This window comes from Arthrobacter sp. TMT4-20 (assembly GCF_054510775.1).
Genome location: NZ_JBTNDW010000010.1, coordinates 113,126 through 139,384 on the forward strand (window position 1 = coordinate 113,126; position 26,259 = coordinate 139,384).

Here is a 26,259-nt window from a genome sequence, read left to right on the forward strand (position 1 = left end):
GGAACAGATTAGGACATGATTGTGTTGTCTATTCTGTGGGCATAAATCTGTGCCGCGGATTCCGGAGGAGGCGACATGAGCAATTCATCCCCAGCCAGCACCTTCCCGGCTGAGGCGCGCCCAAATAGCTCCCAGCCAAATGACTCCCGACCCAACAGCTCCCGCCCCAACGGTTCCAGGCCCAACGGTTCCAGGCCCAGTGAGGTCGAGGACCGGACCCGCAGCAAGGTGCTCGCCGCGGTCCTCGAACACGGCCCGGTCAGCGCGGCTGAACTCGGTGAACGCCTGGGGTTCACCCCGGCGGCCGTCCGACGCCACCTTGATGCCCTGTCCCGCAAACAGCTCATCGAAGTGAAACTGGTCGGCAATCCCTCCTCAGGAGCGGGCCGGCCGGCCCGCAGGTACGTGCTGAGCCAGCGCGGGCAGACCGAGCTGGGCACCGACTACCTGTCCATCGCCAAGGCGGCTCTGACCCAGCTCCAACTGGTCGCCGGTCCCGACGCCGTCGACGAGTTCGCCCGGACCCGCTTCGCCGAGATGGAAACCCGGTACCGCCCCCTGGTGGAAGCCGCCGGCCCCGACCTCGAAGACCGCGCCCGTGCGCTGGCCGGAGCACTGACCGCGGACGGGTTCGTGGGGTCCACCACGGTTGTCGGGCGGAATGCCCCGAACGCTGCCATGCTGGCGGTCCAGCTCTGCCAGGGTCATTGCCCGGTGCAGGAGCTCGCCGCCGATTTTCCCTCGTTCTGTGACCAGGAGACCGAAGTATTCTCCCGGCTGCTCGGCGTCGACGTACGCCGGCTGTCCACGCTGGCGCGCGGCGGCCACGTCTGCACCACCCACATACCTGTGGGCCGGGTAACACCGGCCCCCGCCGGGACTGACATCCCCGGGCTAGAACCGACCGTATCCAACCATCAGCATGAAAGGCCGTGATGACGGATCAAGTAGACCAGAAGACAATGGCTGAGCCAGCCGTTCCGGAAGCAGTAATCAGTGACATCCTGGAGCGCAATCCGGAGCTCGAAGGCATCGGTAACTATGCTTTCGGCTGGTCGGATAAGAACGACGCCGGCGCCAACGCCAAGCGCGGACTCAGCGAAGAGGTTGTCCGCGACATCTCGGCCAAGAAGGACGAGCCCCAATGGATGCTTGACCTGCGCCTGAAGGGCCTCAAGTACTTCGACCGGAAGCCCATGCCCGCCTGGGGCGCCGACCTGTCGGGCATCGACTTCGACAACATCAAATACTTCGTGCGCTCCACCGAGAAGCAGGCTGGCAGCTGGGAAGAACTCCCCGAAGACATCAAGAACACCTACGAGAAGCTCGGTATCCCCGAGGCAGAGCGTAACCGTCTGGTCTCAGGCGTGGCGGCCCAGTACGAGTCCGAGGTGGTCTACCACCAGATCAACGAGGAGCTCGAACGGCAGGGTGTCATCTTCATGGACACCGACACTGCGCTGAAGGAACACCCCGAGTTCTTTGAGGAATACTTCGGCTCGATCATCCCGGTGGGCGACAACAAGTTCGCATCGCTGAATACGGCCGTCTGGTCCGGCGGCTCCTTCGTCTACGTGCCACCCGGCGTTCACGTTGAGATCCCACTGCAGGCCTACTTCCGGATCAACACGGAGAACATGGGCCAGTTCGAGCGGACCCTCATCATCGCCGACGAGGGCTCCTACGTGCACTACATCGAAGGTTGCACCGCCCCGATCTACACGTCGGACTCCCTGCACTCGGCTGTCGTCGAGATCGTGGTGAAGAAGGACGCCCGCGTCCGCTACACCACCATCCAGAACTGGTCGAACAACGTGTACAACCTGGTCACCAAGCGGGCTATCGCCCACGAGGGCGCCACCATGGAGTGGGTTGACGGCAACATCGGCTCGAAGGTCACCATGAAGTACCCGGCCGTCTACCTGGTAGGGGAGCACGCCAAGGGCGAGACCCTGTCCATTGCTTTCGCCGGCGAGGGTCAGCACCAGGACACCGGTTCGAAGATGGTGCACATCGCACCGAACACCAAGTCATCGATCATCTCCAAGTCGGTTGCCAGGGGCGGTGGACGGGCCGCCTACCGCGGGCTGGTCCAGGTCCGCGAGGGTGCCACGCATTCGGCAAACACTGTGCGCTGTGACGCCCTGCTGGTGGACACGATCTCCCGGTCCGACACCTACCCGTACGTGGACATCCGCGAGGATGACGTCACCATGGGCCACGAGGCAACCGTCTCGCGCGTCAGCGAGGAACAGCTGTTCTACCTGATGTCCCGCGGCATGCCCGAGGACGAGGCCATGGCCATGATCGTGCGCGGGTTCATCGAACCCATCGCCCGTGAACTCCCCATGGAGTACGCCCTCGAACTGAACCGCCTGATCGAACTCCAGATGGAAGGGGCAGTAGGCTGATAATGGCTGAAGCTACCCAATTAGACGCTCCGGCGTCCGAAGAGAAAATTGCCATCGACGGTTTCACCGAAGAAGGGGAAAACCTTTCCCCTTTCAACGAGGGCACCGACCAGCATGGCGCGAAAAAGCACAGCCACGGCGACGCCCCGGTCATCCCCGAGGCATCCCGCGGTGAGCGGCTCAAGTCCTACAGGCTGGCCGACTTCGCACCGCTGAACGGCCGCGAAGAGGACTGGCGGTTCACCCCGCTCAAGCGTCTCCGCGGGTTGCACGACCAGCCGCTGACCGGTTCGGGGCCCACCGTTGAGGTTTCCGGCGCCACCAACATCCAGGTGGAAACCGTCGGCCGCGACGACTCCCGCATCGGCTCCGCGTCCATTCCCGATGACCGGGTCTCGGCCGCAGCCTGGGAAGCGTTCACTGAGGCCACGGTCGTGACCATCCCGGTGGAGACCATCGCGGACAGCGACATCCAGATCACCATCAATGGCGTCGATGAGGCCCCTGCAGCCCAGCACCTGATCATCACCGCGGAGCGGTTATCAAAGGCCGTCGTGGTGCTCGATCACCACGGCAAGACCACCCTCGCGCAGAACGTCGAAATCGTCGTCGGCGACGGCGCTGAACTCACCGTCGTCAGTGTGCAGGAATGGGACGACGACGCCGTCCACACCTCCACCCAGCAGGCCAAAATCGGTCGGAACGCGAAGTTCAAGCACGTCGTGATCAGCCTGGGCGGAGACCTGGTGCGGATGACGCCGTCGTCGCTCTTCACCGGACCAGGCTCCGAGGTCGAGATGTACGGACTGTACTTCGCCGACGCAGGCCAGCACCTTGAGCAGCGCCTTCTGGTGGACCACGCCGTCCCGAACTGCAAATCCCGCGTCACCTACAAGGGCGCCCTGCAGGGCCAGGACGCTCACACCGTCTGGGTCGGCGACGTGCTGATCCGCAAGGAGGCAGAGGGGACCGATACGTACGAAACGAACCGTAACCTCCTGTTGACTGACGGAACGCGCTCGGACTCGGTGCCGAACCTGGAGATCGAAACTGGTCTCATCGAGGGTGCAGGCCACGCCAGCGCCACCGGCCGGTTCGACGACGAGCACCTGTTCTACCTGATGGCTCGCGGCATCGACGAGAAAACCGCCCGCCGACTGGTGGTCCGCGGTTTCCTCAACGAGGTCATCCAGCAGATCAAGGTGCCAGCCCTGGAGGAGCGGCTGACCGACGCCGTGGAGCGGGAACTCGCGGCAGGAAACATCTGATGGCTGACGCACCGAAGGGCGAACTGGTCTGCAATGTCAACGACATTGAGGTCCGCCAGGCCCTGCGCATTCTGATCGACGACTATCCGGTGGCTGTGGTGAAGGACTCCGAGGGTGCAATCCATGCTCTCGGGGACACTTGCTCGCATGCCGATATCTCCCTCTCCGAGGGGGACGTCGAAGGATGCGTCATCGAATGCTGGGGACACGGATCGCAGTTCGATCTGCGCAGCGGCGCCCCGCTGCAACTGCCAGCCTATGAACCTGTCCCAGTGTTTGCCCTGGAAATTCACGGCGACGAGGTCTACGTGGACATCACCACCGTCACCAACGGTGCCGCTGTCCCGGACCTCGGCTAGCCACCACACACTTTTCGACTACTTAGCTCGAACACCTACTGCACTCCCTGCCACGCAGGGCGCGAAGGAGAACCACAGATGTCCACCCTTGAAATCAAGGACCTCCACGTCAGCATCGAGACGGAGCAGGGGGTCAGGAAGCAGATCCTCAAAGGGGTCAGCCTGACCATCAACACTGGCGAGTCACACGCCATCATGGGCCCCAACGGTTCCGGCAAGTCGACCCTCGCCTCGACGATTGCCGGTCACCCCCGGTACCTCGTTGACAGCGGATCCATCACCCTCGACGGCGAAGACGTCCTCGATATGAGCGTCGACGAGCGGGCCCGCGCCGGCCTGTTCCTGGCCATGCAGTATCCGGTCGAGGTACCCGGCGTCACCATGACCAACTTCCTGCGGACCGCGAAGACTGCCCTCGATGGCAAGGCTCCGAGCCTGCGTCACTGGACCAAGGACGTCAAGGAAGCGATGTCGCAGCTGCGCATCGACGCCGACTTCGCCCAGCGCAACGTCAACGAGGGTTTCTCCGGCGGCGAGAAGAAGCGCGTCGAAATTCTTCAGCTCGAGCTGTTCAAGCCCCGCTTCGCCATCCTGGATGAGACCGACTCAGGCCTCGACGTCGATGCGCTGAAGGTCGTGTCCGAAGGCGTGAACCGCGAGCATTCGAAGGGCGAAATGGGTACCCTGTTGATCACCCACTACACCCGGATCCTGCGCTACATCAAGCCGGACTTCGTCCACGTGTTCGTTGACGGCAGGATTGCTGAACAGGGTGGGCCTGAGCTGGCCGACCGCCTCGAGGCCGAAGGCTACGACCGCTTCGGTGCCCAGTCCCCGGCTCCTGCTGTCACCACAGCCGGCGCCTAGGCTCAGCAGCAAGTGAACTCGGTAACACTTCGAGAAGGTAGAGAACAATGAGTGAAGTGAACGCGGGACAGACCGCGCTTGACGACGTCGAGGAAGCCCTCAAGGACGTGATTGACCCCGAGTTGGGTGTCAACATCGTTGACCTTGGCCTCCTGTACGGCCTGAAGTACGCCGACGACGGCGCCCTGCTGATCGACATGACGCTCACCACAGCGGCGTGCCCGCTGACTGACGTCATCGAGGAGCAGGTGGGCCTGTCGCTGGACGGCGTCGTGGACGACTGGCGCCTGAACTGGGTGTGGATGCCACCATGGGGTCCCGAGAAGATCACCGACGACGGCCGCGACCAGATGCGGGCCCTCGGCTTCAACATCTAGGACGCTCCTGCGCAGCATTCCCGGACGGGCGCAGCATTCCCGGACCACCGCAGCAGAAAACGGCAGGCGCCCCAGATATAACTGGGGCGCCTGCCGTTTTCTGCTGCGCTAGCCGTTTTTTGGGGCGGCTGCCGGTTCATGCTGCGCTAGCCGGTTTGGGCCGGTCCGCTGGGGTCTGCAGCGTTCGGTTCCCCGAGACCCCGGGCCGCCAGCGCCTCGCCGGTCTGGTGGGCGTAGGCGACGGCGCCGATCACCACCGGGATCACCAGGGCCCGCGGGTTCCGTTCCAGACCGCGGGCCTTTGCCGCGTCCCGGACGTCCGCTACCGAGCCCACAAGATACGGGAGGCTCCGGGTCATCAGGGCAAGCGTCAGGCCGAACCGCTCGGGGTCGGCGCCCAGCCGCCGAAACGGGACGGCGAGGGCGACCAGCCCATCCAGGAGGCGTTGGCCCTCGGTGGTCAGGGTCAGCAGGCGGGCCGCGAGGAGGCACGTGGTGATGTTTCCCACCACCTGCAGGGCCGGTTCCGGCCCGTTAGCGATGATCTGGTAGCCGCCGAGGATCACGAGCATGGGCCAGACCGGCACCAGCGGTCGCCACAGGTGGATCGGGGGCAGGCGTGCACCGATCAGGTAGCCAACTGCCACCAGTCCAAATGCGACGGCGGTCAGCGCCAGTAGGTTCACCACCAGCACGCTCGTGGACAGCAGCAGTACAGCCAGGCCTTTCACCCACAGGGGAGTCCGGTGGAGCAACGAATCACCGGCGACGTAGGTGCCGAACAGGCTGCCGTGGCCCCTCACGGGCGGTGTTCCGGCAGCGGGTCCGCCTCGAGATGCATCCTCCGGTAGTGGTCGATCGCTGCGCCGGGGTCGCCGTCGAACACCAGCTGTCCCGCGTCGATGACCAGCACCCGGTCGCTGTCCCTGGCGAAGTCGAGATCATGGGTGGTGAAGACCACCTGTTGGTCCAGTCCGCGAAACACGCTGCGGACCCGGCGCTCGTTGCGGAGGTCAAGCAGGGTGGTGGGTTCGTCTGCGACCAGGATGGCCGGGTCGACGGCGAGGACCGTGGCCAGCGCCATCAGCTGCCGCTCCCCACCGGAGAGGTCGTAGATGCTTTGCTCTGCCAGCGGCCCCAGCCCGAACCGCTCCAGGACGGCCAGTGCCGCGTTTCGCCGTTCGGTAGGGTTGCGCAGCCGAGCCCGCAGCGACAGCTCAACATCCTCGAGCCCGGTGGGCATCACCAGTTGGGACAGGGGATCGGTAAACACGAATCCCACCCGCTGCCGGACCGCCCGGCCGGCCTTGACCGTGTCGAGTCCTGCCACCAGAACGCTCCCGGCGGATGGAGGGATCAGCCCGTTGATGAGTTTCAGCAGGGTCGACTTCCCGGACCCATTCGCGCCGATGACCGCGATCCGACGCTCGGACAGTTCCAGCGTCAGCGGCGCCAGAATCAGTCGCGCACCATCCGGGCCATCGACGCTGACCGCAGCACCCTCGAAAACGATCATCGGCTAGCTGCTCCGACGGCTCACGTGGCCGTCACAGAAGCATTCCGGCCTGCGCCAATCAACCGGGGGAACGCCCGGTGCACACTCAACCCGATCGCTGCTGCAACGAGGTTCTTCACCACGTCGCCGGGCAGGTAGATCACGTCGGCGAGGATTGCGGTCACGAAGTCCAGCTTGCCGTTGATCATCAGACCAGCAATCCCGAGGGTGTGGACCACCAGCAGGCTGGTCACCATGCAGGCTGCGAACAGGGCGGCATACCTGAACCGGCGCACCCGGACCAGGACGAGACGGGCCAGGAACCCGGCGACGAGTGCAGCAAGAGGGAACGCCAGAAGGTAGCCGGCCGACGGGCCAGCGAGGACACCCACGCCCCCCGAAAAGCCAGCGAAGATCGGCAGACCAGCCAGGCCTACCGCCACATACAGTGCCACTGCAGCGAAGCCACGGCCGGGTCCAAGGACAATTCCGGTCACCATCACGGCGAGAGTCTGCAGGGTCAGGGGTACCCCGAGCGGGCCGGCGGGGATAGCAGGTAGGATTGCTAGAGCGGCCACGAAGGCCGCGAAGACCGCGATCAGCGAAAGATCTGTGGCACTCCAGCGGCGCCTGGCGTGAGTGGGAGTACCCACAGCGGCGGCCGCGGGAGCCTGATTCTCCAGATGCATGGTGACTCTTCCTGTTAGTTATCGACAACAGTGTGCCGTCACTTACTGAGATTAGTGCCACCAGTTCTTATTTCGCTTGTAGGTTTCCTACAAAATTAGGCATCCAGCAAACTCCAATGATGCGGAACCGTTCCATTGAAAGGCCACGTAATTGATTACCGTCTCGAACTTAGAGCTTCGCGCGGGAGCGCGCCTGCTTATGGATGCGGTGTCATTCCGTGTTGACCGCGGGGACAAGATTGGTCTGGTGGGTCGAAATGGTGCCGGCAAGACCACTCTGACCAGGGTCCTGGCGGGGGAGGGTCTGCCGGCCGGCGGGTCCGTCACCCGAAAGGGCGAAATCGGGTACCTGCCCCAGGACCCGCGGACACCCAATATGGAGCAGTTGGCCCGGGACCGGATCCTTTCGGCGCGGAACCTCGACGTCGTCGTCACCAAGCTGCGGGCCGCCCAGGAAGACATGGCGAGCGAAAACAATTCGGTGCGCGACAAGGCGATGGCCCGCTACGACCGGATCGAAGCAGAATTCCTTGCGCACGGCGGGTACGCTGCCGAAGCGGAGGCAGCCGCGATTTCCTCGAACCTCGCCCTGCCGGACCGGATCCTGAACCAGCCGCTGAGCACCCTCTCCGGTGGTCAGCGCCGGCGTGTTGAACTTGCGCGCATCCTGTACTCGGGCGCGGAGACCATGCTCCTCGATGAGCCAACCAACCACCTTGACGCTGACTCCATCACCTGGCTGCGCGAGTTCCTCAAGAACCACCAGGGTGGCCTGATTGTGATCAGCCACGATGTGGACCTGCTTGAAGCGACGGTGAACAAGGTGTTCCACCTGGATGCCAACCGCGCCACGATCGACATCTACAACATCGGCTGGAAGCGTTACCTGCAGCAGCGCGAGACTGATGAACGCGCGAGGAAGCGTGAGCGCGCCAACACGGAGAAGAAGGCCCAGGTCCTCATGGACCAGGCCAACAAAATGCGGGCCAAGGCCACCAAGGCAGTTGCTGCGCAGAACATGGCGAAGCGTGCGGAACGCCTGCTGGGCGGGCTGGAAGCGGTGCGCGCGCAGGACCGCGTTGCTGCGCTGCGGTTCCCCGAACCGTCCCCGTGCGGCAAGACCCCCATGACCGCCGAGGGGCTCAGCAAGTCCTACGGTTCGCTGGAGATCTTCACCGACGTCGACCTCGCCATCGACCGCGGATCGAAGGTAGTGATCCTCGGACTGAACGGTGCTGGCAAGACCACCCTGCTGCGGATGCTCGCCGGCGTCGACAAACCGGACACCGGCGAAGTCATCCCCGGGCACGGCCTGAAGGTGGGCTACTACGCCCAGGAACACGAAACCCTCGACACTGAGCGGACCGTCCTCGAGAACATGCGCTCCTCGGCACCGGACATGAAGGACGCCGAAGTCCGCGGTGTCCTCGGGTCCTTCCTCTTCACGGGCGACGACGTCGACAAGCCTGCCGGGGTGCTCTCCGGTGGTGAGAAGACTCGACTGGCTCTGGCCACCATCGTCGCGTCGTCAGCCAACGTGTTGCTGCTCGACGAACCGACCAACAACCTGGACCCCGCCAGCCGTGCCGAGATTCTGGGGGCGCTGCGCAACTACAGTGGCGCCGTCGTCCTGGTCAGCCACGATGAGGGAGCGGTTGAGGCGCTCAACCCCGAACGGGTGGTGCTGCTACCCGACGGCGTCGAGGACCTTTGGAGCGATGACTATCTCGACCTGGTGACGATGGCCTAATAGCCGCGCGCGTCGAGGTAGGCGTCTTCTTCTTCCTCGGCGGTGGGGCGGCGCTGTCGTCGCGACGGCAGCGCCGAGATAGTGCCGTTGGCTTCTGCGGCCTCTTCTTCGTCCGTCCGCTGCTGCTGCCGGGCAGCGTAGCCGAACCCGACGAACAACAGGCCGCCGAAGGCGAACCACTGCATGGAGTAGGACAGGTGTGGTCCGGCGTCCAGGGACGGACGGGGGAAGATCCGCGGCGAAGTCGCCGGTGCCGGACTTTCGGCTGACATCAGCCCGTAGGCACCCGTCTGAAGCTCGTAGTCGAGGACCTCGTCGTACCGTGCCAGGTTGATGGACGCGATCTGGCCCTCCGGGGCCCCGCGATCCAGCTGCGGCTCACCCGGCTTGATCCTCGCCGTCACGGTGACCTCGCCGTCGGGCGGCTGAGGGAAAGCATCGGGACGGCCCGCCGCATCATTGCCGATCGGTAGCCAACCGCGGTTGATAATCACCGCTGACCCGTCCGCCAGTTTGAGCGGCACCAGCACTTCGTAGCCGGGGCGTCCGCTGAAGGGACGGTTGCGCACCACCAGCTGGTTGGCCGTGTCATAGGTTCCGGTCAGCTCAATGGGCAGCCATTCCTCGGCAGGGTCAAACGATCTGAAATCGGCGGTGTCCGCTGCATACGGGACGGCTGGCTGGTCATAGTTGGCTTCGATCCGTTGGATCGTGTCAGCCAGCTGGTCACGACGGTCGAGCTGCCACATACCGAGGGAGCTGCACGCGACGGCGAGCAGGACCACGAGGGCAAACCACCCCAGCCAGCGGGGCGAAACGAGAAAACGGTACATCTATGCTGTGTCCTCGGCTGAGCCCGCCAGGGGCAGGGTTTCCTTCCACAGATCACGGGTCTGCAGGTAGTTCTCCAGCCAGTCGCGGTGCTCCCCACACGCAACCCAAATTTTCCGGCGCTCTGGCGTGTGGATTTTTGGGTTGTTCCATAGCAGCTGCCAGGTTGCGGGCAGCCGGCACGCCTTGCGTGAGCACACGGTCTCGGCGGGCCGGCCGCCCGGCTCCTGCGTGGTTCCTGGGGCAGCGCTGAGCTGCTGCAGCTGGTCAAGAAGATTCATACGGTGGGACGTCCCCTGTACAGCTTGTCGTTGGTGGTGGCCGGGTCGTCGTCGTCAATAATTTCGCCCTGCAGCACGTCGTCGGTGGGCTCCGGGGACACCGGGGCCGCGGTCTCAAGAGCGGGCAGGGGCACGTTATCGATCAGCGACTGGCTGTGGGGCAGGTCGCTGGTGTCGGACCCACCGTTAGCGAAGATCACCGCGAAGTACGGCAGCACCACCGCACCAACGATCACCACCCACTGCAGCCAGCCCTCAACGAAAAACACGAGGACGATGCAGACGAGACGGATACCCATCGAAATGGAATATTTGATCATTCGCCCGCGTATTTCATCGCTGTGGGCGCTTCGCGCATCGGTAATACTGTGGACGTCAGCGCCATGCCGGATTTGCTTGCTCATCACACTCCAAGGGACCTTTCTATTGTCTCACTCAGTGCCCCAAGATGTTAAAAGCCTGGCAGCCACCAAAGGTTCCCCCGGCGGCTGCCCTTCGCCACATTCTTGCAGTTCAGCAGGTCCCAGCTAGGATCGGCAGGGATAGTTGGAGCAATGATTCTGGAGGAATCCGTGGCAGACGCCGAGCAGGGACGCAGTGTTTTGGTAACCGGAGGCAACCGCGGCATTGGGCTTGCCATTGCGCGAGCCTTTGTTGAGAACGGTGACCGGGTGGCCATTACCTACCGCAGCGGGGAGGTTCCTGAGGGACTTCTCGGCGTGAAAGCCGACGTCACCAGCGAAGCGCAGGTCGACGCCGCGTTCACCGCCGTCGAGGAAGCCCACGGCCCCGTCGAGGTGCTGGTCGCCAACGCCGGGATGACCCGTGACACGCTGCTGCTGCGGATGAGTGAGTCGGACTTCACCGACGTCATCGACACCAACCTCACCGGCGCGTTCCGCGTCATCAAGAGGGCTTCGAAGGGGATGATCCGCCTCCGGAAAGGCCGCGTGGTGCTGATCTCTTCGGTGACGGGGCTGTACGGTGCGCCCGGGCAGATCAACTATTCGGCGTCGAAGGCGGGCCTGATCGGCATCGCCAGGTCGCTCACCCGCGAACTGGGTTCGCGGGGTATCACCGCGAACGTGGTGGCTCCGGGTTTCATTAACACCGATATGACCGCCGAGCTGCCCGAGGACACCCGCAAAAACTACCTCGCCACCATCCCGGCCCGACGGTTCGCTGAGCCGACCGAGGTGGCCAACGTGGTGCGGTGGATTGCCAGCGACGACGCCGCCTACATCTCCGGAGCGGTCATCCCCGTCGACGGTGGACTGGGCATGGGCCACTAACAGCACAGCGTTTATCACCCGTTTTCACTGACTAATGTTTCACCGACTAAGAGGAGTACCTATGGCCGCGTTGGATGGCACAACCGCAATCGTCACCGGATCATCACGCGGAATCGGGGCTGATGTCGCGAAACTGCTCGCGGACCAGGGCGCCGCCGTCGTCGTCAATTACCGCCAGAAGGCACCGCGCGCCGCGAAGGTGGTGGCGGGGATCGAGGCCGCTGGCGGGAAGGCGGTAGCTGTTGGCGCCGACCTGACCACCGCTGAGGGGTCAGCGGCGCTGATCCAGGCAGCGGTCGACAACTTCGGGGGTCTGGGTTTGCTGGTCCTCAATGCGTCGGGCGGGATGGAATCGGGAGTCGAGGAAGACTATGCCCTGAAACTGAACCGTGACGCGCAGGTCAACATGCTCCGCGCGGCGATGGACGTGATGCCGTCGGGTTCCCGCGTGGTGTTCATCACCAGCCACCAGGCGCACTTCATCAACACGGTTCCCACGATGGCAGCCTACGAGGCCGTCGCTCGCAGTAAGCGGGCCGGTGAGGATGCCCTCCGCGAGCTGCTGCCTGAGCTGGAAGCCAAGGGCATCACTCTGGTTGTGGTTTCCGGCGACATGATCGAGGGAACCGTCACGGCAACCCTGCTGGACCGGGCCACCCCCGGGGCGATTGAAGCGCGCCGCGAGCAGGCCGGGCGGCTCTACTCGGTCGCCGAGTTTGCCGCTGAGATCGCGAAGATGGCCACTGCCGATGTCCCCAGCGGACACACGGAGTACGTCGGCGGCTACGAGTACTTCACCAAGTAGCCGGTTCCTTCACCGCCCCAGGATTGGGTCCTGGGGCGGTGAAGTCCATCAAGAGTCAGCCCGGTCCAGGTCAGTACCGGCTGAAGTGCCTGACCACGTCCAGGTAGGGCAGATCGATCGAGGCGTCCGCAGCCGCACGGACCGCGGGCTTGGCGTTGAAAGCCACCCCGAGCCCAGCCGCGCCAAGCATGTCGAGGTCATTGGCACCGTCCCCGACGGCGATGGTCCGCTCCATCGGCACGCCGGCCTCCGCAGCCCACCGCCGTAGGGCCCGTTCCTTGGCTGCGCGGTCCACTACCGGGCCCACGACCTCACCGGTGAGATGTCCGTCGTCGCTGACGCCCAGTACGTTGGCCTCCGCGAAGGTCAGGCTCAGTTGGGCGGCCAGCGGGTCGAGTAGCTGGGTGAAACCGCCCGAGACTGCGGCAACCGCGTGCCCTGCCGCCAGATAGTGGCGGACCAGCTCCTCAGCGCCGTCGCTGAACTCAATGACCGATCCCACCTCGGCGAGGACACTGACCGGAAGGCCCTTGAGCACCGCCACCCTCGATCGGAGGCTCTGGGTGAAATCTATTTCGCCGCGCATCGCCGCGTCGGTGACGGCGGCGACCTCAGCCTCCCGGCCAGCGTGGGCAGCCAGCAACTCAATGACTTCCTGCCGGATCAAGGTGGAATCCACGTCCATGATGAGGAGCTTTCGTCCCTCGTCAACCAGTGGGGGAGGGACGACGGCGCAGCTCAGGTCACCCGTCAGGTGGGGCTGCACAGCGGTCCGCAGGTCGGCGGCGTCGCCGTCGAACGAGACGAAAACGGTGGACGCCTGGAAGCGTGAGCTCCCCGAGTTCTCGAGTTCGATGATCTGGGCACCGGTGTTCTGGACGGCACCCTGGACAGCGATCAGAAACTCATCCGGAAGCTGCACACCGTAACTGACGACACCGAATTCCCTGGGCATAATCCTCCACTTTCACCATTGGTCTTCAACCGCAGCGCGGTCAGCGCCACCAAGCCATTATCGCCGGGCGCCGGGCGGGCCCCGAAATCAGTTCCCCGGATGACGCCGGCCGCTCATCCTGCCCACCGGCACCTCCCGGGCGCCGGGCGGGCGCCGTTTCGCGTTTGCTGCGCTAGTTGGCCTAATGTCTAGTGCTATGAGTGATGTTCTTGAGTTAGCTGGGGTAAGCCTTGTCCGGGGCGGCAAGACGCTGTTGGACAGCGTGGACTGGCAGGTCAAGGACGGCGAACGCTGGGTGATCATGGGCCCGAACGGCGCAGGCAAAACCACCCTGCTCCAGATCGCTGGCGCCCGCATCCACCCCACCCAGGGTGTCGCGGGTATCTTGGACGAAGTTCTGGGTGCGGTGGATGTCTTCGAGTTGCGTCCCCGCATCGGGCTCGCCTCGGCGGCCCTCGCCGCCCAGATACCCGAGCACGAAACCGTGCTCAACGTGGTGGTCACCGCTTCCTACGGGATCACCGGACGGTGGCGGGAGCAGTACGAAAAGCAGGACGCCCGCCGCGCCTTTGCCCTGCTCGATGCGTGGGGCATGTCCACCTTCATGAACCGGCCGTTTGCCTCCCTCAGCGAGGGCGAACGCAAGCGCGTCCAGATCGCCCGGGCCCTGATGACCGACCCGGAGCTGCTGCTCCTCGACGAGCCCGGCGCCGGGCTGGACCTCGCCGGTCGTGAAGACCTGATCACCCGGCTCACAGCCCTGGCCCAGGACGAGGAATCACCGGTCATGGTGTTAGTGACCCATCACCTCGAAGAGGTGCCACCGGGATTCACCCACGCCATGCTGATGCGCGACGGCGCGGTAGTGGCTTCCGGCCCGATCGAGACCGTCTTCACCGAAGAGCACCTCAGCGCAGCTTTCGATGTGCCCCTCGACGTCCGCCAGCAGGACGGCCGCTACACGGCTGTCGCCCGTTCCCGCGCCTAGCGACCGGTACGCCTGCTGATGGAACTGCTGCAGGGTGCCCTCATTTTTGTTGCCGGTCTCTGGGCCGGTGCCATCAATTCGGTGGTGGGCTCCGGCACGCTCGTCACCTTCCCGGTCCTGCTCGCCCTGGGATTCGCCCCGGTCACAGCGACCATCAGCAACGCGATGGGCCTGATCGCGGGCGGTGTATCGGGAACCTGGGGGTACCGTCGTGAACTTGCCGGTTTGCGCTCGACCATCCTTCGCCTGCTTCCCGCCTCGGTTCTCGGGGGTATCACCGGTGCAGCTCTCCTCCTGAATCTGCCGGAACAGGTCTTCGAATTCGCGGCGCCAATCCTGATCGTCATTGCCCTGGGGTTTGTGATCTTCCAGCCCGCGCTGCAACGCAGGGTGCTGCTCCGGGCTGAACGCAAGGAGTCCACCCGGGCCCACCCCGTGGGGCTGACCATCCTCGTGTACCTGGCGGGCGTCTACGGCGGGTATTTCGTCGCAGCTCAGGGCATCCTGCTGGTGGGTATCCTCGGCATTTTCCTGCACGGCACCATCCAGAACGCCACCGCAGTGAAGAACCTGCTGGTGCTCGCGGTCAACGTGGTGGCAGGCATTTCGTACATGCTCTTCGCGTTCGACCGCATCAACTGGTGGGTGGTTCTGGTCATCGCCGTCAGCTCACTCATTGGCGGCTTCTTTGGTGCGGTGATCGGACGCAGGCTACGTCCGGCAGTGCTGCGGTCGATCATTGTGACTCTCGGCCTGATCGCCCTCTACATCATGGTCGCCCGGCTGGTCACCGGATGAGCATCCACCGCCTGACCGACCCCGCCGACCCGCTGGTGTCGGACTACACCTCCCTGACCGATACACAGCTCCGCCGACGACGGGAACCCGCCGAAGGCCTCTACATTGCCGAAAGCACCAAGGTGCTCCGGCGAGCCGTCGACGCCGGCCACACCCCACGGTCCTTCTTTCTCACCGACAAATGGCTGCCCGATCTGCAGGACCTGCTGGAGCGTTTCCCCGCGGTCCCCGCTTTCATCGGCACCGAGCAGATCCTCGAACAGATCACCGGGTTTCATCTGCACCGTGGTGCGCTGGCCGCCATGGACCGGCCCCGTCCGCTCGACCTCGATGGGGTACTGGAGGGCGCGCACCGGATCGCTGTCCTTGAGGACATCGTCGACCACACCAACCTCGGCGCTATCTTTCGCTCCGCTGCGGCACTCGGTGTGGACGCCGTCCTGATCAGTCCGCGCTGCGCCGACCCGCTTTACCGGCGTGCAATCAGGGTCAGCATGGGCGCCGTTTTCCAGGTGCCATGGGTGAGATTAACCGAGTGGCCTGCGCAGCTCGGCGATCTGCAGGAGGCGGGATTCGTGGTTGCCGGCCTCGCCCTGGGGGACAGGACCATCGCCCTAGACGACCTCAGCGCCGCCCGCCACGAACGGCTCGCCCTGGTGCTTGGCACTGAGGGGGAGGGCCTGACCCGGGCGACCCTGGAACAGGCCGACCACAGCGTGAGCATCCCGATGCGAGCCGGCGTCGATTCGCTCAATGTCGCAGCGGCAAGCGCGGTCGCTTTCTGGGAATGCCGGCGCTAGCTGCCGTGCCACACCCACCGGTGGCAAGATGGCTGGGACCGCCTCGGGTGCGGTAGAGTGGGTAGCTGGTCTTAGGACCAACCAACTTTTCCAACCCCCTTGTGCCTGGCCAAATCCAGGCAACTAACGAAGGTAACACTGTGAAGTCTGATATCCACCCCAAGTATTCAACGGTTGTTTTCCGCGACCTCGCGTCCGAGAAGTCATTCCTGACCCGGTCCACCGTGACCTCCAAGAAGACTGTTGAGTGGGAGGACGGCAACACCTACCCACTGGTCGAGGTCGAAATTTCCTCCGAGTCGCACCCTTTCTACACCGGCAAGCAGCGGATCATGGACTCCGCCGGCCGCGTCGAGCGCTTCAACGCCCGCTTCAAGGGCTTCGGCAAGAAGTAATGCCGAGAGCAGACTAGTCTGCCTGATGGGTCCGGACCGCTTAGGCGGTCCGGACCCATTTCTTGTTCACCACCGTTTACCAGTCTCCAAGGAGCACCCCGATGACCAGTCAAATCCCCTCAGGACCTGTCCACGGCGAGTTCAAGGTGCTTGGTGGGAAGCTGGTCGTCGCCGATTTCGAAGTCGCCAACGGTGTCCTGACCGGAGTATCCATCAACGGCGACTTCTTCCTCGAACCTGACGAAGCGCTCGACGACATCAACCGGTCGCTGGAGGGCCTGGCAGCTCACGCCTCGCACGGGGAGTTGACTGCCGCCGTCGTGCAGGGGCTGGACCCCACGGCGGAACTGTTCGGCTTCTCTCCGGAGGCGGTGGCGACTGCCGTCCGGCGCGCCCTGGGCCTGGCAACCGGGTGGGCCGACCACCAGTGGGACGTTATTGGGCCCACACCGCTCTCCACCGAGATGCACGTCGCGATGGACGAGGTACTGACCCGGGACGTTGGCGACGGTCGCCGTAACCCCACCCTCAGGTTCTGGGAATGGGAATCGCCCTCGGTGGTGATTGGCAGCTTCCAGTCGATGCGCAACGAGGTTAACCCTGAGGGGGTGCTGCGGCATGGCGTGAGCGTGGTCCGCCGGATCAGCGGCGGGGGAGCCATGTTCATGGAACACGGCAACGCCATCACCTACTCGCTGTACCTGCCGCAGACGCTGGTGGACTCGTTGAGCTTCGCCGAGTCGTACCCGTTCCTTGACGCCTGGGTGATGGACGCGCTTCGCACCCTCGGGATCGAAGCCTGGTACCAGCCGCTCAATGACATTGCGACCGACGTCGGAAAAATTGGCGGCGCCGCACAAAAGCGGCTGAGCAACGGCGGCATGCTGCACCACGTCACCATGTCCTACGACATCGACGCCGACAAGATGCTCGAGGTGTTGCGCATCGGCAAGGAAAAGCTGTCCGACAAGGGCACCCGGAGCGCGAAGAAGCGGGTCGACCCGCTCCGCCGTCAGACCGGCCGGTCCCGGGAAGACATCATCAAGGTCATGATCGACACGTTCCGGGCGAAGTACGGCGCGCAGGACTCAACGTTCACCGATGATGAGGTGGCACGTGCAGAGCGTCTGGTGGAGGACAAGTTCGGCACCCGCGACTGGCTGTACCGGGTCACCTAGGAGCCGGACCCGGCTAGGCGACCTTTCCCTGGGCGTGTAACGATCGCAACAGGTGATCGCGTTCCTCCAGGACAATCCGGCGCAACGCCGCGGGCGACGACTGGTAAGTTGTCAGCCAGTTATCGGCTGCGAGCACCACCCGGTGCTCTTCGGCTGCTTCGCCCGGAGTGAGGTCCTGCGAGCCGGGGAACAGTCCGCGGACAATGCGACTGGCCATCTCGATTCCCATTGCGTCCCACACGCGGCCGATTTCGGCGAAATAGCGGTCCACGTACGGGGCCCGCAGTTCGGCGGGGCCCTCGGCGAAACCGGCGATGGTCGCTGACAGCAGCTCGTTGGATAGCCTGGTGCCGAAGACTGCTTCCTGCCAGGCCTTCTCCTTGATGGCAGCGTCCGGTACCGAGGTGGAGGCCCTGGTGAATCCTGCTTTACCGGCCGCCGTGCGGTCCCGGACAAGCTCCGCCTCCAGCTCAGCACCCGATGCCTGCCCCTGGGCTGCCAACGCCTGCCAGAGGAGCCAGCGCAGCTCGGGGTCCACAGCCAGCCCGGTCACACTCTGCTTCCCACCGAGCAGTTCCCGGAACCACCCTGAGTGGGTGTTGCTGTGCAGGCCCAGAGCGGCTGCGGCCCGGGCCCAGACCAGCTGCAGGTCGGAGGCTGGCTCGGCCGCGTGCAGACCCTCCACCACAAACGAGAACAACCGGTCCCGCAGGACCTCACGCTCGTCAGCCGGAGAGTAGTGTTCGACGGCGTAGTGCGCGTTCCGCAACATGACCTGCAGCGCTCCGACCCCGGACTCGCCGGGCGCAGCGAGCTGCACCGCACCCACGTAGGCGGCCGCTGAGAGCGCCGCATCCCGGGTATTCGACCACAGCGCCGCCTGACAGACAGCGCGCGCCAGCGGCTCCTCAAGGCAGCCAACGCTACCCAGCAGGGTCGCCAGCGACCGTTCATCAAAGCTGATCTTCGCGTAGGTCAGATCATCATCGTTGATCAGCAGCAGATCGGGCTGGACGACACCCACCAGCTCGGGGACATCCGTTGCGGCGCCGTCAATACGCACATCGACGGCGCCGGTCCGTACCAGTGCTCCGGCGGCGAAACTGTACAGTCCGAGGCGCAGCTGGTGCGGGCGGAGCGCTGCCGCGCCAGTGACCGGGTCGGTGGCGTCCTGGTGGATGACCACTGCACGGTAGGCGCCGTCGTCGTCGACCTCGACCTCGGCGCTGAGCAACGGCACACCCGACGTCTGGAGCCACTGCTGCGCCCAGGCGGTCATGTCCTGGCCGGTGGCGTCCGATAATGCTGAGAGGAGGTCCGTCAACCGGGTATTACCGAACGCGTGGGTTCTGAAATAGGCGCGGGCCGCCTCGAAGAATGCTTCGCTGCCGGCATAGGCCACCAACTGTTTCAGCACCGAGGCGCCCTTCGCGTAGGTGATCCCGTCGAAGTTTTGTTTGGCCGCTTCAAGATCCACAATGTCAGCGGTGATGGGGTGGGTGGAGGGCAGCTGGTCCTGAAGGTAGGCCCAGGCCTTGCGGCGGTTGGCGAAACTCACCCACGATGTGGCGGAACCGGTGGCTTCGGCGACGGCGAGGGCGCCCATGTAGTCGGCAAAGGATTCCTTCAACCACAGATCGTCCCACCAGAACATGGTCACCAGGTCGCCGAACCACATATGGGCCATCTCATGGAGGATGGTGTTGGCGCGGGCCTCATACTGGTCGTGGGTCGCCTTGGAGCGGAAGATGTAGGCCTCGGTGAAGGTGACCAACCCGGGGTTTTCCATGGCCCCGAGGTTGTATTCGGGCACGAACGCCTGCTCGTACTTGCCGAATGGGTAAGGATATTCGAACCGTGAATGGAAGTACTCGAGTCCCCGCTTGGTGACATCGAAGATGGTGTCCGTGTCGAACGCCTCGGCCAGGGACGCCCTGCAGTAAAGCCCCAACGGGATTTCAAGCGTGGACCCGTCGGACATGGTGCCGGACCAGTGGTCGGTGGCAGCGAAGTACGGCCCGGCCAGGATGGTGGTGATGTAGGTCGAAATCCGTTCCGTGGGCACGAACTGCCACACCCGGCTGCCCTCCCCGCCATCCTCACGGGTCGCTTCGGCTCCGTTGGAGGCCACGACCCAGTCTGCAGGTGCGCTCACTGAGAAGGTGAAGGCGGCTTTCAGATCGGGTTGCTCAAAGTTGGCGAATACCCGGCGTGCATCGGCAGGTTCGTACTGCGTGTAGAGGTACGTTTGCCCATCGGCCGGGTCGGTGAAGCGGTGCATGCCCTCGCCGCTGCGGCTGTACAGGGCGGTGCCGGTAATGGTCACTACATTGTCGGCAGCCAGATCCGGAAGGGTGATCCGGGCGCCGTCGACGACGACGGCGGGGTCCAGGTCCGTGCCGTTGAGGGTAACGCGGTGCACCTCATCGGCGATGAAGTCCATGAAGGTTTCGCTGCCCGGCGCGTCGCAGCTGAAGGTGACGGTCGAGCGGGAGAGAAACCCGGCGACCTCAGGATCAGCGGCCTCCCTCAGGTCGAGGTGAACCTCGTAACTGGCGATGGTCAGGAGACTGGACCGGAGGGCTGCTTCGTCGCGGCGGAGATTTTCGTTCATCACCCGGTCATTCAATCACGGCCGCCGGGTCTTGCCTCAGTCGGCGAACAGCGCCTCGACCGGCGCCGTCGCGACCGTTCAAAGACGCCAACCTTCGGGAGGCCGGGGCGCGCTGGTCGGCGCCCGGCTGAGTGCGCGAGAACTGGGCGGCCCGAGAGCACGCTCGGCCAGCCCCATTCCGAGTACGAATCCGAAGGCTACGACAGGTCGGTCTTCGTTGACGGCATTCCCTCCTATGCCGCCGTCAGTGAGGCGCCAGCGGATCGGGTGAGCATGGTCCGGGATTTCCCCGTAACAATCACGCCGGAAGACCTGACCGTGCCGTGGTCCACTCCATGGGCGCCCGAGCGCCCTCAACGCACTCTTTCCTGCCTCCACACCATCCTCGAAGAGGAATGGCAGCACCTTCGCTATGCGGCGCGGGACCCCGACCTTCTGGACCTGCGCGCCACGCCGCCGACGTGACCAATTGCACAATATGTAATACAGGAAATTCGTGGCAATGTTGAGCCCATGTCCGACCTCTTCGAAGATTATGCAGCAGCAGCCAGCCGTACCCCCGCGTTCGATGAAATGTTCGCGCCCGGCCAGTTGGCTCGCAACGAATACAGTCAGGTGGCCGCAGCCCTCAGCGAACTGAACCTCGCCGACGTCACGGCCCGCGCCGATTCCATGGCCCGTACTTTCCTTGACCGCGGTGTCACGTTCGACTACGCGGGGGAGGAACGGCCCTTCCCGTTGGACATTGTGCCGCGGGTTATCTCAGGCAATGATTGGCAGGTTCTGGAACAGGGTGTCAGCCAGCGGGTCCGCGCACTCGAGGCGTTCCTCAACGACGTCTACGACAAAATGTCGGTGGTCGCCGACGGCGTCATTCCTCGCCGCCTGATCACCTCAAGCGCCCATTTCCATCGGCAGGTATCGGGCTTCGACCCCGCCGGTGGCGTTCGGGTCCACATCTCGGGGATCGACGTCGTCCGCGACCAGGAAGGTATCTTCCGGGTTCTCGAAGACAACGTCCGCGTCCCCAGCGGCGTGAGCTACGTCCTGGAGAACCGACGCGCCATGGCCAAGGGGCTGCCGGAGGCATTCGGGCAACAGCACATCCGGCCGGTCGAAGAGTACCCCCGTCGTCTTCTTGCGGCGCTGCGGAAGACGGCGCCGTCGTCGGCTGAAGACCCGACAGTGGTGGTCCTCACTCCCGGGGTCTTCAACTCCGCCTACTTTGAACACACCCTGCTGGCGGGCCTGATGGGTGTGGAACTGGTGGAGGGCCGGGACCTGATCTGCCGTGGCAACCGCGTCTACATGCGCACCACCGCCGGCGAGCAACGCGTCGACGTCATCTACAAGCGGATTGACGACGAATTCCTTGATCCATTGCAGTTCCGTTCCGATTCGATGCTCGGCTGCCCCGGCCTGGTCAACGCCGCGCGCGCCGGCACCGTGACGATCGCCAATGCCCTGGGTAACGGGGTGGCCGACGACAAGCTCGTGTACACCTACGTCCCCGACCTGATCAGGTACTACCTCAGCGAAGAGCCAATCATCGCCAACGTCGACACGTACCGGCTGGAGGATCCAGCGGCCCGCGAAGAGGTGCTGGACCGGCTGGACGAACTGGTGGTCAAGCCGGTGGACGGTTCCGGCGGCAAGGGCCTCGTCATCGGCCCCGACGCGTCGAAGGAAGAACTGGACGCCCTGAGGGAGCGGGTCACGGCTGACCCCCGCGGTTGGATCGCGCAGCCAGTCCTCCAACTCTCAACGGTGCCGACCATGTCCGGCGGTCAGTTCAGTCCCCGCCACGTGGACCTTCGCCCGTTCGCGGTGAACGACGGCGACGACGTCTGGGTGCTGCCGGGTGGGCTCACCCGGGTGGCCATGAAGGAAGGTTCCCTGATTGTGAACTCCAGCCAGGGCGGCGGTTCCAAGGACACCTGGGTGGTCGACGAACAGAATCAGACCCCGGTGCGCCCGGTCGTCGACACCGTGCGTCGCCCAGTCCAGGAACGGGTCTGGCCGATCGAATCGGGGTGGCAGGACCGGCAACCGGAACAACAGCAGCAACAGGCCGATTCGGTTGAAGCCCCAGCCGGGGGACACCGCGTGAACCGTGGAGAGGACACAGTCAATGCTTAGCCGGATCGCTGAATCCCTATTCTGGATTGGTCGTTACGTGGAGCGCGCCGATGGCACGGCCCGTATCCTCGATGTTCACCTGGAGCGCCTGAACCAGATGCCGCGCAGCGAACAGCGCGATGTGTCCCGTCAGCTGCTAGGAGTAATGGGCAGCCGGGCGGAAGGTGACGAGCTTGAATTGTCAGACCTTTTGCAGTCCCTGGCCTACGACCGGACCAGCACCACCTCCATTGCCGGCGCCTTGGGCGCCGCACGTGAGAACGCCCGACGGGCACGGGAGACCGTGTCAGGCAGCGTGTGGGAGAGCCTCAACACCACCTGGTATGGCCTGACCCAGCACCGCAAGGATGTGGTGGGGACCTACCGCTTCTGCCATTGGGTGGTTGAACGTACTGCGATGATCCGGGGCCTGTCGGATACCACCATGAGCCACGACGAAAGCTGGCAGTTCCTGGTGCTGGGCCGGAGCCTTGAGCGGGCGGATATGACAGCGCGTATGTTGTCCACCCACGATGTGCATGCGGCAGGCATGTCCTGGGTCAACATGTTGCGGTGTGCCGGCGCCTACGAGTCATTCCTGCGCACCCGGAGGGCATCGTTTGGCGACCAGCAGGCGGCGGAGTTCCTGCTGTTGGACCGGTTGTTTCCGAGGTCGATCGTGTACGCGCTGAGCGACGCCGAGAAGTGCCTGACCAATCTCAACCCCGCCTACCGCCGGGTCGGGTTTATCAACGATGCCAGCCGAATCGTCGGTCAGGCCCGAACGTTCCTTGAGTTCCACCAGACCGACGACCTGATGTCAGAGTTGCCCGAGCACATGGAGCGCGTCCAGAAGGCCTGTGCCCAGGCTTCCGACGCAATTTCACGCACCTACTTTTCCCAGGCAGACGAGCTGTCCTGGGTGGGAGAACTCTCATGACCCGCTTGCTGATCACCCATCGCACAGGCTACAACTATGTGCGCAAAGTGACTTTGTCCTACAACGAGGCGCGGATGACGCCGCTCACAGACCCCCAGCAGGTGGTCCTTGAGTCGACGTTGAAGGTATCGCCGTCGAGCGCTGCCGTGTCGACATACCGCGATTACTGGGGCACCAGGGTGACCGCGTTCGACATGCAGAGCGCCCACGAGGCGCTTGAGGTTACAGCCGTCACCACCGTTGAGGTGAGCCGGATCGAGCGGATTCCCGCCGAGGATGAGGTGGTGACCTGGGATCATCTTCGCTCCGACGAGGTCATCAATGAGTTCGGCGACTGGCTGCCGCAAACCGGGTTGACCGACCCTGACGCGGAAGTCAGCGCTAACGCGTTACGGCTGGCAGCTGATCGCAATCCGCATCAGGCAGTGCACGCGATCTTTGAGTGGATCAAGCAAGAGATGTCCTATGTGCAGGGCGTCACCGGAGTGCAGACCAATGCTCGGGACGCCTGGGACTCACGGAAGGGGGTTTGCCAGGATTTGGCCCATCTCGCAATTGGCGCGTTCCGCAGCATCGGCATTCCCGCACGCTACATTTCGGGGTACCTGCATCCACGCAGCAGCGCAGGCATCGGGGAGACTGTCGCCGGGCAGTCCCACGCCTGGGTCGAGTGGTGGGATGGCGAGTGGCGCGGCTGGGACCCTACCAACAGTGGACCGGTCAGTGACTTCCATGTTTCGGTGGCGCGTGGCCGGGACTATAAGGATGTATCGCCGCTGAAGGGGATCCTGTCAGGCGGCGGCGGGTCAACGTTGAACGTGAAAGTGGAGATCACCCGCGTCGCCTAGGGCAGTTCCGGGCTGCGTTCGTGCGGCACCCCGGAATGTCATGGCAGACCGCATCAGGATCCATTCTGCACGGGGATGGATACGTGGAGGTCGGGTAACGTCATCTTTATGGGGGGCCGTTTAATTTCGACCACCACACCGAACTCGGAGTCCATCAAGGCGTAACCGGTGAAGTCGCTATCAAAAGTATTCACCAGTGATAGACGTGCGAACCCATCCTCTATGTCTGCCGAAACGGTACGCCAGTCGTCCATCGAGGCACCCCAAAATGAGGTTTCCGACGGCGGTGCAAAAGCTTGGACCGACGCCAGGATCGTACCGGCAATGGTGGCCAGGCTTGGGGTCGGCAGCCTCTGGAGGATCACACAGATCCTGGGCAAACAGCCCGCAGGAGGTTCCGTTGATCCCAAAGGACTAAGCAGAAGCGCCTTCGTCACCGGAAGCACGGGACTAGCACTCGGTGCAGCACTGCTTCTTGGCTCACAACCCGCAGCAGCCGCGGTGAAAGAACGCGACCCATGGCTCGAAGGCAAATCGCCCCACAAGGGCACCGGCAGAAAACTAAATGTCAAGGAGATTCGGGCCGAACTCGACAGCAGCCATGGAACAGCGGCTCTGGCCGGTATCGGAGCATCCAGGTCATCGAAGGCCCAGGCGATAGGCGCCAAAATGCGCGATACGACGCGCAAACTGTCCCGCACCGCTGAAACAGCGCGCGACAGGACCGGCACAGCCGGAACGGTGCACCCGCTCGACGGTGGAGGCTCTCTCTATATAGTCGCAAGCTACGACGACGAGGCGGTTTCTTCATACCAGCGGATGGTACTCCCGAATGGGCAAGTCAAAACCCGGATCCAAGCTTTCAAGTTGGAGCCAGAAGGACGTGCTGAGGATGGCAGTGGCGGAGTAATGACCTTGGTGTCCATCATCGAAGACGGCTACGAGTCGCAGGTAGGCGCAGCTGCCGTGTCGAGTTCAAGCAGCAACCCCTGCGGAGGTTCCGCCTGCAACCGCTGCCGCTGCCAGTCGTGGAACACTAACTGCCTGGTGGGCTGTTGCGGCCCTTGCGCCGCTTCAATCCGATGGTGGGGTCCCTTCGTGGCTTGCGCACTAATCTGGTGCAACTTTTGCGTCAGTGATTTCCACAGCTCCTGCTGCACCGGGCGTGCATGCGTGTACCAAGCGGGCAGCAATTGCTAGGCTCGACAATGAGGAGAGTGGCATGACTACCGATACAGCAGGACAACGGGTGGACGTTGCTCGGAAAACACTTGCCGCGATCTCGGCGATAGTGGTGGCCGCGCTAATCTATCTATACCGCCCCGACGAGGGCAGTGCGGCCGTCGTGGGTGGATGGGCATTTCTCCTTGTATGGGGATCCGCAACCATGGCGTTGGTTCAGTCGACTGGGTCGCAGTTTTCGCGTGATGGACGGACCGCGGCCAAACGTTCGAATGGTCTGCGGCTGCAGTCGCTCGCCTATGGGGTAATCATCGGGCTATTGGTTGCCTCCCTTGCCGCCGAAGGCGGATTCGGAATCGGCATACAGCCAGAAATGCTCTGCTGGCCGATACTTATTGCTTTCGGAGTTCCTGCTCTGCTGAGGGCTGCAGGTGGCGATAAGGACCCCTCGGATCAAGCAAGAAAGGTGCCAGCAACAACGTCGCCAGTCTGAGAAAGGTCTCGAGGCACCTCGTGACGCCGGCTCTCCTTGAAGAAGTAGCCGCAGGTGAGCGAACAGGGGGCCGCATCCCTTCGCGGAGGCGGCCTTCGCCGTCTCGCTGATACGCGAAAAGCGACGCCGGTCCATCCCTGCTCATAACCTTGATCGTGGTGGCCGGGGTGCTGGCGATGACTAGTGACGCATGGGTGGACACCATGCAGAGCCTCGTCTGGAATCCGATGGCTGCCGTCCCTGGGTCGAGTCTCGACGAAATTTGGGATGCCATGTTGGCTGCGAACGAACCGCTGGCCCACGCTCAGGTCGATGTGTTCCCCTGGGGGATCACATCGGTGGTATCTGTTCACCACGCGAATGTGTCAATCACATGATACGGTCGATTGTATCAGTGAAGTGACACAATTGGCTTGGGGGTACAGAAATGGCGTGGTTGCACTTCGTAGTGTGGGGGCCGGTGTATATGGGTATTGGACTCGCTCTGGCGTGGTGGGGGATTCGAGGCCGCAAGAACGGGCTGCC

At 63.9% G+C, this 26,259-nt stretch carries 29 protein-coding genes; 20 read left to right on the plus strand and 9 right to left on the minus strand.

Going from position 1 to position 26,259, the window contains the following annotated elements; genetic code table 11:
* The first annotated feature begins 75 nt into the window (after window positions 1–75).
* From ACX80Z_RS11260 to ACX80Z_RS11285, 6 genes are all read left to right on the plus strand, one after another.
* Window positions 76–936, plus strand: coding sequence for a helix-turn-helix transcriptional regulator (locus ACX80Z_RS11260; RefSeq protein WP_459315934.1), 861 nt, complete (start codon window positions 76–78; stop codon window positions 934–936).
* Complete coding sequence (gene sufB / locus ACX80Z_RS11265) at window positions 936–2,411, plus strand: Fe-S cluster assembly protein SufB (RefSeq protein ID WP_019483808.1); 1,476 nt, start codon at window positions 936–938, stop codon at window positions 2,409–2,411. Before ACX80Z_RS11260 ends, sufB begins: the two co-directional genes overlap by 1 nt.
* A gap of 2 nt (window positions 2,412–2,413) precedes the next feature.
* Entirely contained in the window at window positions 2,414–3,679 is a 1,266-nt protein-coding gene (gene sufD / locus ACX80Z_RS11270) for a Fe-S cluster assembly protein SufD (RefSeq protein ID WP_459315935.1), read from the plus strand.
* Window positions 3,679–4,038: a non-heme iron oxygenase ferredoxin subunit gene (locus tag ACX80Z_RS11275; RefSeq protein ID WP_019483810.1), complete on the plus strand. Its 360-nt coding sequence runs from the start codon at window positions 3,679–3,681 to the stop codon at window positions 4,036–4,038. The genes sufD and ACX80Z_RS11275 overlap by 1 nt, the downstream gene beginning before the upstream one ends.
* Before the next feature lie 78 nt (window positions 4,039–4,116).
* A complete protein-coding gene (gene sufC / locus ACX80Z_RS11280) occupies window positions 4,117–4,905 on the plus strand; it encodes a Fe-S cluster assembly ATPase SufC (RefSeq protein ID WP_019483811.1) in 789 nt (262 codons plus the stop codon).
* Between the two features lie 47 nt (window positions 4,906–4,952).
* Window positions 4,953–5,282, plus strand: coding sequence for a metal-sulfur cluster assembly factor (locus tag ACX80Z_RS11285; RefSeq protein ID WP_019483812.1), 330 nt, complete (start codon window positions 4,953–4,955; stop codon window positions 5,280–5,282).
* 146 nt (window positions 5,283–5,428) lie between these two features.
* Here ACX80Z_RS11285 and ACX80Z_RS11290 read toward each other — a convergent pair whose 3' ends face one another.
* The 3 genes from ACX80Z_RS11290 to ACX80Z_RS11300 are packed head-to-tail and all read right to left on the minus strand — an operon-like array spanning window position 5,429 to window position 7,466.
* Entirely contained in the window at window positions 5,429–6,085 is a 657-nt protein-coding gene (locus tag ACX80Z_RS11290; RefSeq protein WP_459315936.1) for an energy-coupling factor transporter transmembrane component T family protein, read from the minus strand.
* Window positions 6,082–6,798 (minus strand): energy-coupling factor ABC transporter ATP-binding protein, encoded by a 717-nt coding sequence (locus tag ACX80Z_RS11295; RefSeq protein ID WP_459315937.1) that lies wholly within the window; start codon window positions 6,796–6,798, stop codon window positions 6,082–6,084. Before ACX80Z_RS11295 ends, ACX80Z_RS11290 begins: the two co-directional genes overlap by 4 nt.
* A gap of 20 nt (window positions 6,799–6,818) precedes the next feature.
* Window positions 6,819–7,466: a biotin transporter BioY gene (locus ACX80Z_RS11300; RefSeq protein ID WP_116777767.1), complete on the minus strand. Its 648-nt coding sequence runs from the start codon at window positions 7,464–7,466 to the stop codon at window positions 6,819–6,821.
* Window positions 7,467–7,617: 151 nt separating this feature from the next.
* Here ACX80Z_RS11300 and ACX80Z_RS11305 point away from each other — a divergent pair, with 151 nt between their 5' ends.
* Window positions 7,618–9,216, plus strand: a complete 1,599-nt coding sequence (locus ACX80Z_RS11305; protein WP_116777768.1) for an ABC-F family ATP-binding cassette domain-containing protein — start codon at window positions 7,618–7,620, stop codon at window positions 9,214–9,216.
* Here the strand turns inward: ACX80Z_RS11305 and ACX80Z_RS11310 are convergent.
* From ACX80Z_RS11310 to ACX80Z_RS11320, 3 genes are read right to left on the minus strand one after another with little or no spacing between them, the layout of a single operon-like run.
* Window positions 9,213–10,049, minus strand: a complete 837-nt coding sequence (locus tag ACX80Z_RS11310; RefSeq protein WP_116777769.1) for an SURF1 family cytochrome oxidase biogenesis protein — start codon at window positions 10,047–10,049, stop codon at window positions 9,213–9,215. The genes ACX80Z_RS11305 and ACX80Z_RS11310 overlap by 4 nt on opposite strands.
* A complete protein-coding gene (locus ACX80Z_RS11315; protein ID WP_019482666.1) occupies window positions 10,050–10,328 on the minus strand; it encodes a hypothetical protein in 279 nt (92 codons plus the stop codon).
* Window positions 10,325–10,732 (minus strand): DUF3099 domain-containing protein, encoded by a 408-nt coding sequence (locus ACX80Z_RS11320; protein ID WP_459303734.1) that lies wholly within the window; start codon window positions 10,730–10,732, stop codon window positions 10,325–10,327. Before ACX80Z_RS11320 ends, ACX80Z_RS11315 begins: the two co-directional genes overlap by 4 nt.
* A gap of 150 nt (window positions 10,733–10,882) precedes the next feature.
* On the opposite strand from ACX80Z_RS11320, the gene fabG reads away from it, so the two are divergent.
* Together fabG and ACX80Z_RS11330 are read left to right on the plus strand one after the other, a co-directional pair.
* The gene (gene fabG / locus ACX80Z_RS11325) at window positions 10,883–11,620 is read left to right on the plus strand and encodes a 3-oxoacyl-ACP reductase FabG (protein WP_019482668.1); all 738 of its coding nucleotides are present in this window, start codon (window positions 10,883–10,885) and stop codon (window positions 11,618–11,620) included.
* A gap of 61 nt (window positions 11,621–11,681) precedes the next feature.
* Window positions 11,682–12,425, plus strand: coding sequence for an SDR family oxidoreductase (locus ACX80Z_RS11330; RefSeq protein WP_019482669.1), 744 nt, complete (start codon window positions 11,682–11,684; stop codon window positions 12,423–12,425).
* A gap of 70 nt (window positions 12,426–12,495) precedes the next feature.
* Here ACX80Z_RS11330 and serB read toward each other — a convergent pair whose 3' ends face one another.
* Window positions 12,496–13,380 (minus strand): phosphoserine phosphatase SerB, encoded by an 885-nt coding sequence (serB, locus tag ACX80Z_RS11335; RefSeq protein ID WP_116777772.1) that lies wholly within the window; start codon window positions 13,378–13,380, stop codon window positions 12,496–12,498.
* A 196-nt stretch (window positions 13,381–13,576) separates the two neighbouring features.
* On the opposite strand from serB, the gene ACX80Z_RS11340 reads away from it, so the two are divergent.
* From ACX80Z_RS11340 to ACX80Z_RS11360, 5 genes are all read left to right on the plus strand, one after another.
* Window positions 13,577–14,368 (plus strand): ABC transporter ATP-binding protein, encoded by a 792-nt coding sequence (locus ACX80Z_RS11340; RefSeq protein ID WP_024476526.1) that lies wholly within the window; start codon window positions 13,577–13,579, stop codon window positions 14,366–14,368.
* 18 nt (window positions 14,369–14,386) lie between these two features.
* The gene (locus ACX80Z_RS11345) at window positions 14,387–15,166 is read left to right on the plus strand and encodes a sulfite exporter TauE/SafE family protein (protein ID WP_024476525.1); all 780 of its coding nucleotides are present in this window, start codon (window positions 14,387–14,389) and stop codon (window positions 15,164–15,166) included.
* On the plus strand, window positions 15,163–15,966 hold the full coding sequence (locus ACX80Z_RS11350; protein WP_459315938.1) for a TrmH family RNA methyltransferase: 804 nt from the start codon (window positions 15,163–15,165) through the stop codon (window positions 15,964–15,966). The genes ACX80Z_RS11345 and ACX80Z_RS11350 overlap by 4 nt, the downstream gene beginning before the upstream one ends.
* A gap of 140 nt (window positions 15,967–16,106) precedes the next feature.
* Window positions 16,107–16,361: a type B 50S ribosomal protein L31 gene (locus tag ACX80Z_RS11355; RefSeq protein ID WP_019482674.1), complete on the plus strand. Its 255-nt coding sequence runs from the start codon at window positions 16,107–16,109 to the stop codon at window positions 16,359–16,361.
* A gap of 101 nt (window positions 16,362–16,462) precedes the next feature.
* Complete coding sequence (locus ACX80Z_RS11360) at window positions 16,463–17,539, plus strand: lipoate--protein ligase family protein (protein WP_459315939.1); 1,077 nt, start codon at window positions 16,463–16,465, stop codon at window positions 17,537–17,539.
* 13 nt (window positions 17,540–17,552) lie between these two features.
* Here the strand turns inward: ACX80Z_RS11360 and pepN are convergent, their stop codons facing one another.
* Window positions 17,553–20,153: an aminopeptidase N gene (gene pepN / locus ACX80Z_RS11365; protein WP_459315940.1), complete on the minus strand. Its 2,601-nt coding sequence runs from the start codon at window positions 20,151–20,153 to the stop codon at window positions 17,553–17,555.
* Between pepN and ACX80Z_RS11370 the strand changes: the two genes are divergently transcribed.
* The 4 genes from ACX80Z_RS11370 to ACX80Z_RS11385 are packed head-to-tail and all read left to right on the plus strand — an operon-like array spanning window position 20,079 to window position 24,059.
* Window positions 20,079–20,618: a hypothetical protein gene (locus tag ACX80Z_RS11370; protein WP_459315941.1), complete on the plus strand. Its 540-nt coding sequence runs from the start codon at window positions 20,079–20,081 to the stop codon at window positions 20,616–20,618. The two genes, pepN and ACX80Z_RS11370, sit on opposite strands and share 75 nt — an antisense overlap.
* Window positions 20,619–20,666: 48 nt before the next feature.
* A complete protein-coding gene (locus ACX80Z_RS11375) occupies window positions 20,667–22,292 on the plus strand; it encodes a circularly permuted type 2 ATP-grasp protein (protein WP_116777778.1) in 1,626 nt (541 codons plus the stop codon).
* The gene (locus tag ACX80Z_RS11380) at window positions 22,285–23,211 is read left to right on the plus strand and encodes an alpha-E domain-containing protein (protein ID WP_019482679.1); all 927 of its coding nucleotides are present in this window, start codon (window positions 22,285–22,287) and stop codon (window positions 23,209–23,211) included. The genes ACX80Z_RS11375 and ACX80Z_RS11380 overlap by 8 nt, the downstream gene beginning before the upstream one ends.
* On the plus strand, window positions 23,208–24,059 hold the full coding sequence (locus tag ACX80Z_RS11385; protein ID WP_459315942.1) for a transglutaminase family protein: 852 nt from the start codon (window positions 23,208–23,210) through the stop codon (window positions 24,057–24,059). Before ACX80Z_RS11380 ends, ACX80Z_RS11385 begins: the two co-directional genes overlap by 4 nt.
* Window positions 24,060–24,112: 53 nt before the next feature.
* Here the strand turns inward: ACX80Z_RS11385 and ACX80Z_RS11390 are convergent, their stop codons facing one another.
* Window positions 24,113–24,424: a hypothetical protein gene (locus ACX80Z_RS11390; protein ID WP_459315943.1), complete on the minus strand. Its 312-nt coding sequence runs from the start codon at window positions 24,422–24,424 to the stop codon at window positions 24,113–24,115.
* A gap of 857 nt (window positions 24,425–25,281) precedes the next feature.
* Between ACX80Z_RS11390 and ACX80Z_RS11395 the strand changes: the two genes are divergently transcribed.
* Both ACX80Z_RS11395 and ACX80Z_RS11400 read left to right on the plus strand, forming a co-directional pair.
* On the plus strand, window positions 25,282–25,734 hold the full coding sequence (locus ACX80Z_RS11395; protein WP_116777781.1) for a hypothetical protein: 453 nt from the start codon (window positions 25,282–25,284) through the stop codon (window positions 25,732–25,734).
* Between the two features lie 176 nt (window positions 25,735–25,910).
* Window positions 25,911–26,111 carry a hypothetical protein gene (locus tag ACX80Z_RS11400; RefSeq protein ID WP_133185371.1) on the plus strand — a complete coding sequence of 67 codons (201 nt, stop codon included), beginning with the start codon at window positions 25,911–25,913 and terminating at the stop codon, window positions 26,109–26,111.
* Window positions 26,112–26,259: the final 148 nt, after the last annotated feature.

Bases quoted from the DNA above. Each gene is read 5' to 3' on its own strand.
- ACX80Z_RS11385 (WP_459315942.1), top strand. From the start codon at position 23,208: ATGACCCGCTTGCTGATCACCCATCGCACAGGCTACAACTATGTGCGC.
- ACX80Z_RS11310 (WP_116777769.1), bottom strand. From the start codon at position 10,049: ATGTACCGTTTTCTCGTTTCGCCCCGCTGGCTGGGGTGGTTTGCCCTC.
- ACX80Z_RS11375 (WP_116777778.1), top strand. From the start codon at position 20,667: ATGTCCGACCTCTTCGAAGATTATGCAGCAGCAGCCAGCCGTACCCCC.
- ACX80Z_RS11360 (WP_459315939.1), top strand. From the start codon at position 16,463: ATGACCAGTCAAATCCCCTCAGGACCTGTCCACGGCGAGTTCAAGGTG.
- sufC (WP_019483811.1), top strand. From the start codon at position 4,117: ATGTCCACCCTTGAAATCAAGGACCTCCACGTCAGCATCGAGACGGAG.
- ACX80Z_RS11315 (WP_019482666.1), bottom strand. From the start codon at position 10,328: ATGAATCTTCTTGACCAGCTGCAGCAGCTCAGCGCTGCCCCAGGAACC.
- ACX80Z_RS11260 (WP_459315934.1), top strand. From the start codon at position 76: ATGAGCAATTCATCCCCAGCCAGCACCTTCCCGGCTGAGGCGCGCCCA.
- fabG (WP_019482668.1), top strand. From the start codon at position 10,883: ATGATTCTGGAGGAATCCGTGGCAGACGCCGAGCAGGGACGCAGTGTT.
- sufB (WP_019483808.1), top strand. From the start codon at position 936: ATGACGGATCAAGTAGACCAGAAGACAATGGCTGAGCCAGCCGTTCCG.
- ACX80Z_RS11275 (WP_019483810.1), top strand. From the start codon at position 3,679: ATGGCTGACGCACCGAAGGGCGAACTGGTCTGCAATGTCAACGACATT.
- ACX80Z_RS11395 (WP_116777781.1), top strand. From the start codon at position 25,282: ATGACTACCGATACAGCAGGACAACGGGTGGACGTTGCTCGGAAAACA.
- ACX80Z_RS11380 (WP_019482679.1), top strand. From the start codon at position 22,285: ATGCTTAGCCGGATCGCTGAATCCCTATTCTGGATTGGTCGTTACGTG.
- ACX80Z_RS11295 (WP_459315937.1), bottom strand. From the start codon at position 6,798: ATGATCGTTTTCGAGGGTGCTGCGGTCAGCGTCGATGGCCCGGATGGT.
- ACX80Z_RS11400 (WP_133185371.1), top strand. From the start codon at position 25,911: ATGACTAGTGACGCATGGGTGGACACCATGCAGAGCCTCGTCTGGAAT.
- ACX80Z_RS11330 (WP_019482669.1), top strand. From the start codon at position 11,682: ATGGCCGCGTTGGATGGCACAACCGCAATCGTCACCGGATCATCACGC.
- ACX80Z_RS11300 (WP_116777767.1), bottom strand. From the start codon at position 7,466: ATGCATCTGGAGAATCAGGCTCCCGCGGCCGCCGCTGTGGGTACTCCC.
- serB (WP_116777772.1), bottom strand. From the start codon at position 13,380: ATGCCCAGGGAATTCGGTGTCGTCAGTTACGGTGTGCAGCTTCCGGAT.
- ACX80Z_RS11285 (WP_019483812.1), top strand. From the start codon at position 4,953: ATGAGTGAAGTGAACGCGGGACAGACCGCGCTTGACGACGTCGAGGAA.
- sufD (WP_459315935.1), top strand. From the start codon at position 2,414: ATGGCTGAAGCTACCCAATTAGACGCTCCGGCGTCCGAAGAGAAAATT.
- pepN (WP_459315940.1), bottom strand. From the start codon at position 20,153: ATGAACGAAAATCTCCGCCGCGACGAAGCAGCCCTCCGGTCCAGTCTC.
- ACX80Z_RS11320 (WP_459303734.1), bottom strand. From the start codon at position 10,732: ATGAGCAAGCAAATCCGGCATGGCGCTGACGTCCACAGTATTACCGAT.
- ACX80Z_RS11340 (WP_024476526.1), top strand. From the start codon at position 13,577: ATGAGTGATGTTCTTGAGTTAGCTGGGGTAAGCCTTGTCCGGGGCGGC.
- ACX80Z_RS11345 (WP_024476525.1), top strand. From the start codon at position 14,387: ATGGAACTGCTGCAGGGTGCCCTCATTTTTGTTGCCGGTCTCTGGGCC.
- ACX80Z_RS11350 (WP_459315938.1), top strand. From the start codon at position 15,163: ATGAGCATCCACCGCCTGACCGACCCCGCCGACCCGCTGGTGTCGGAC.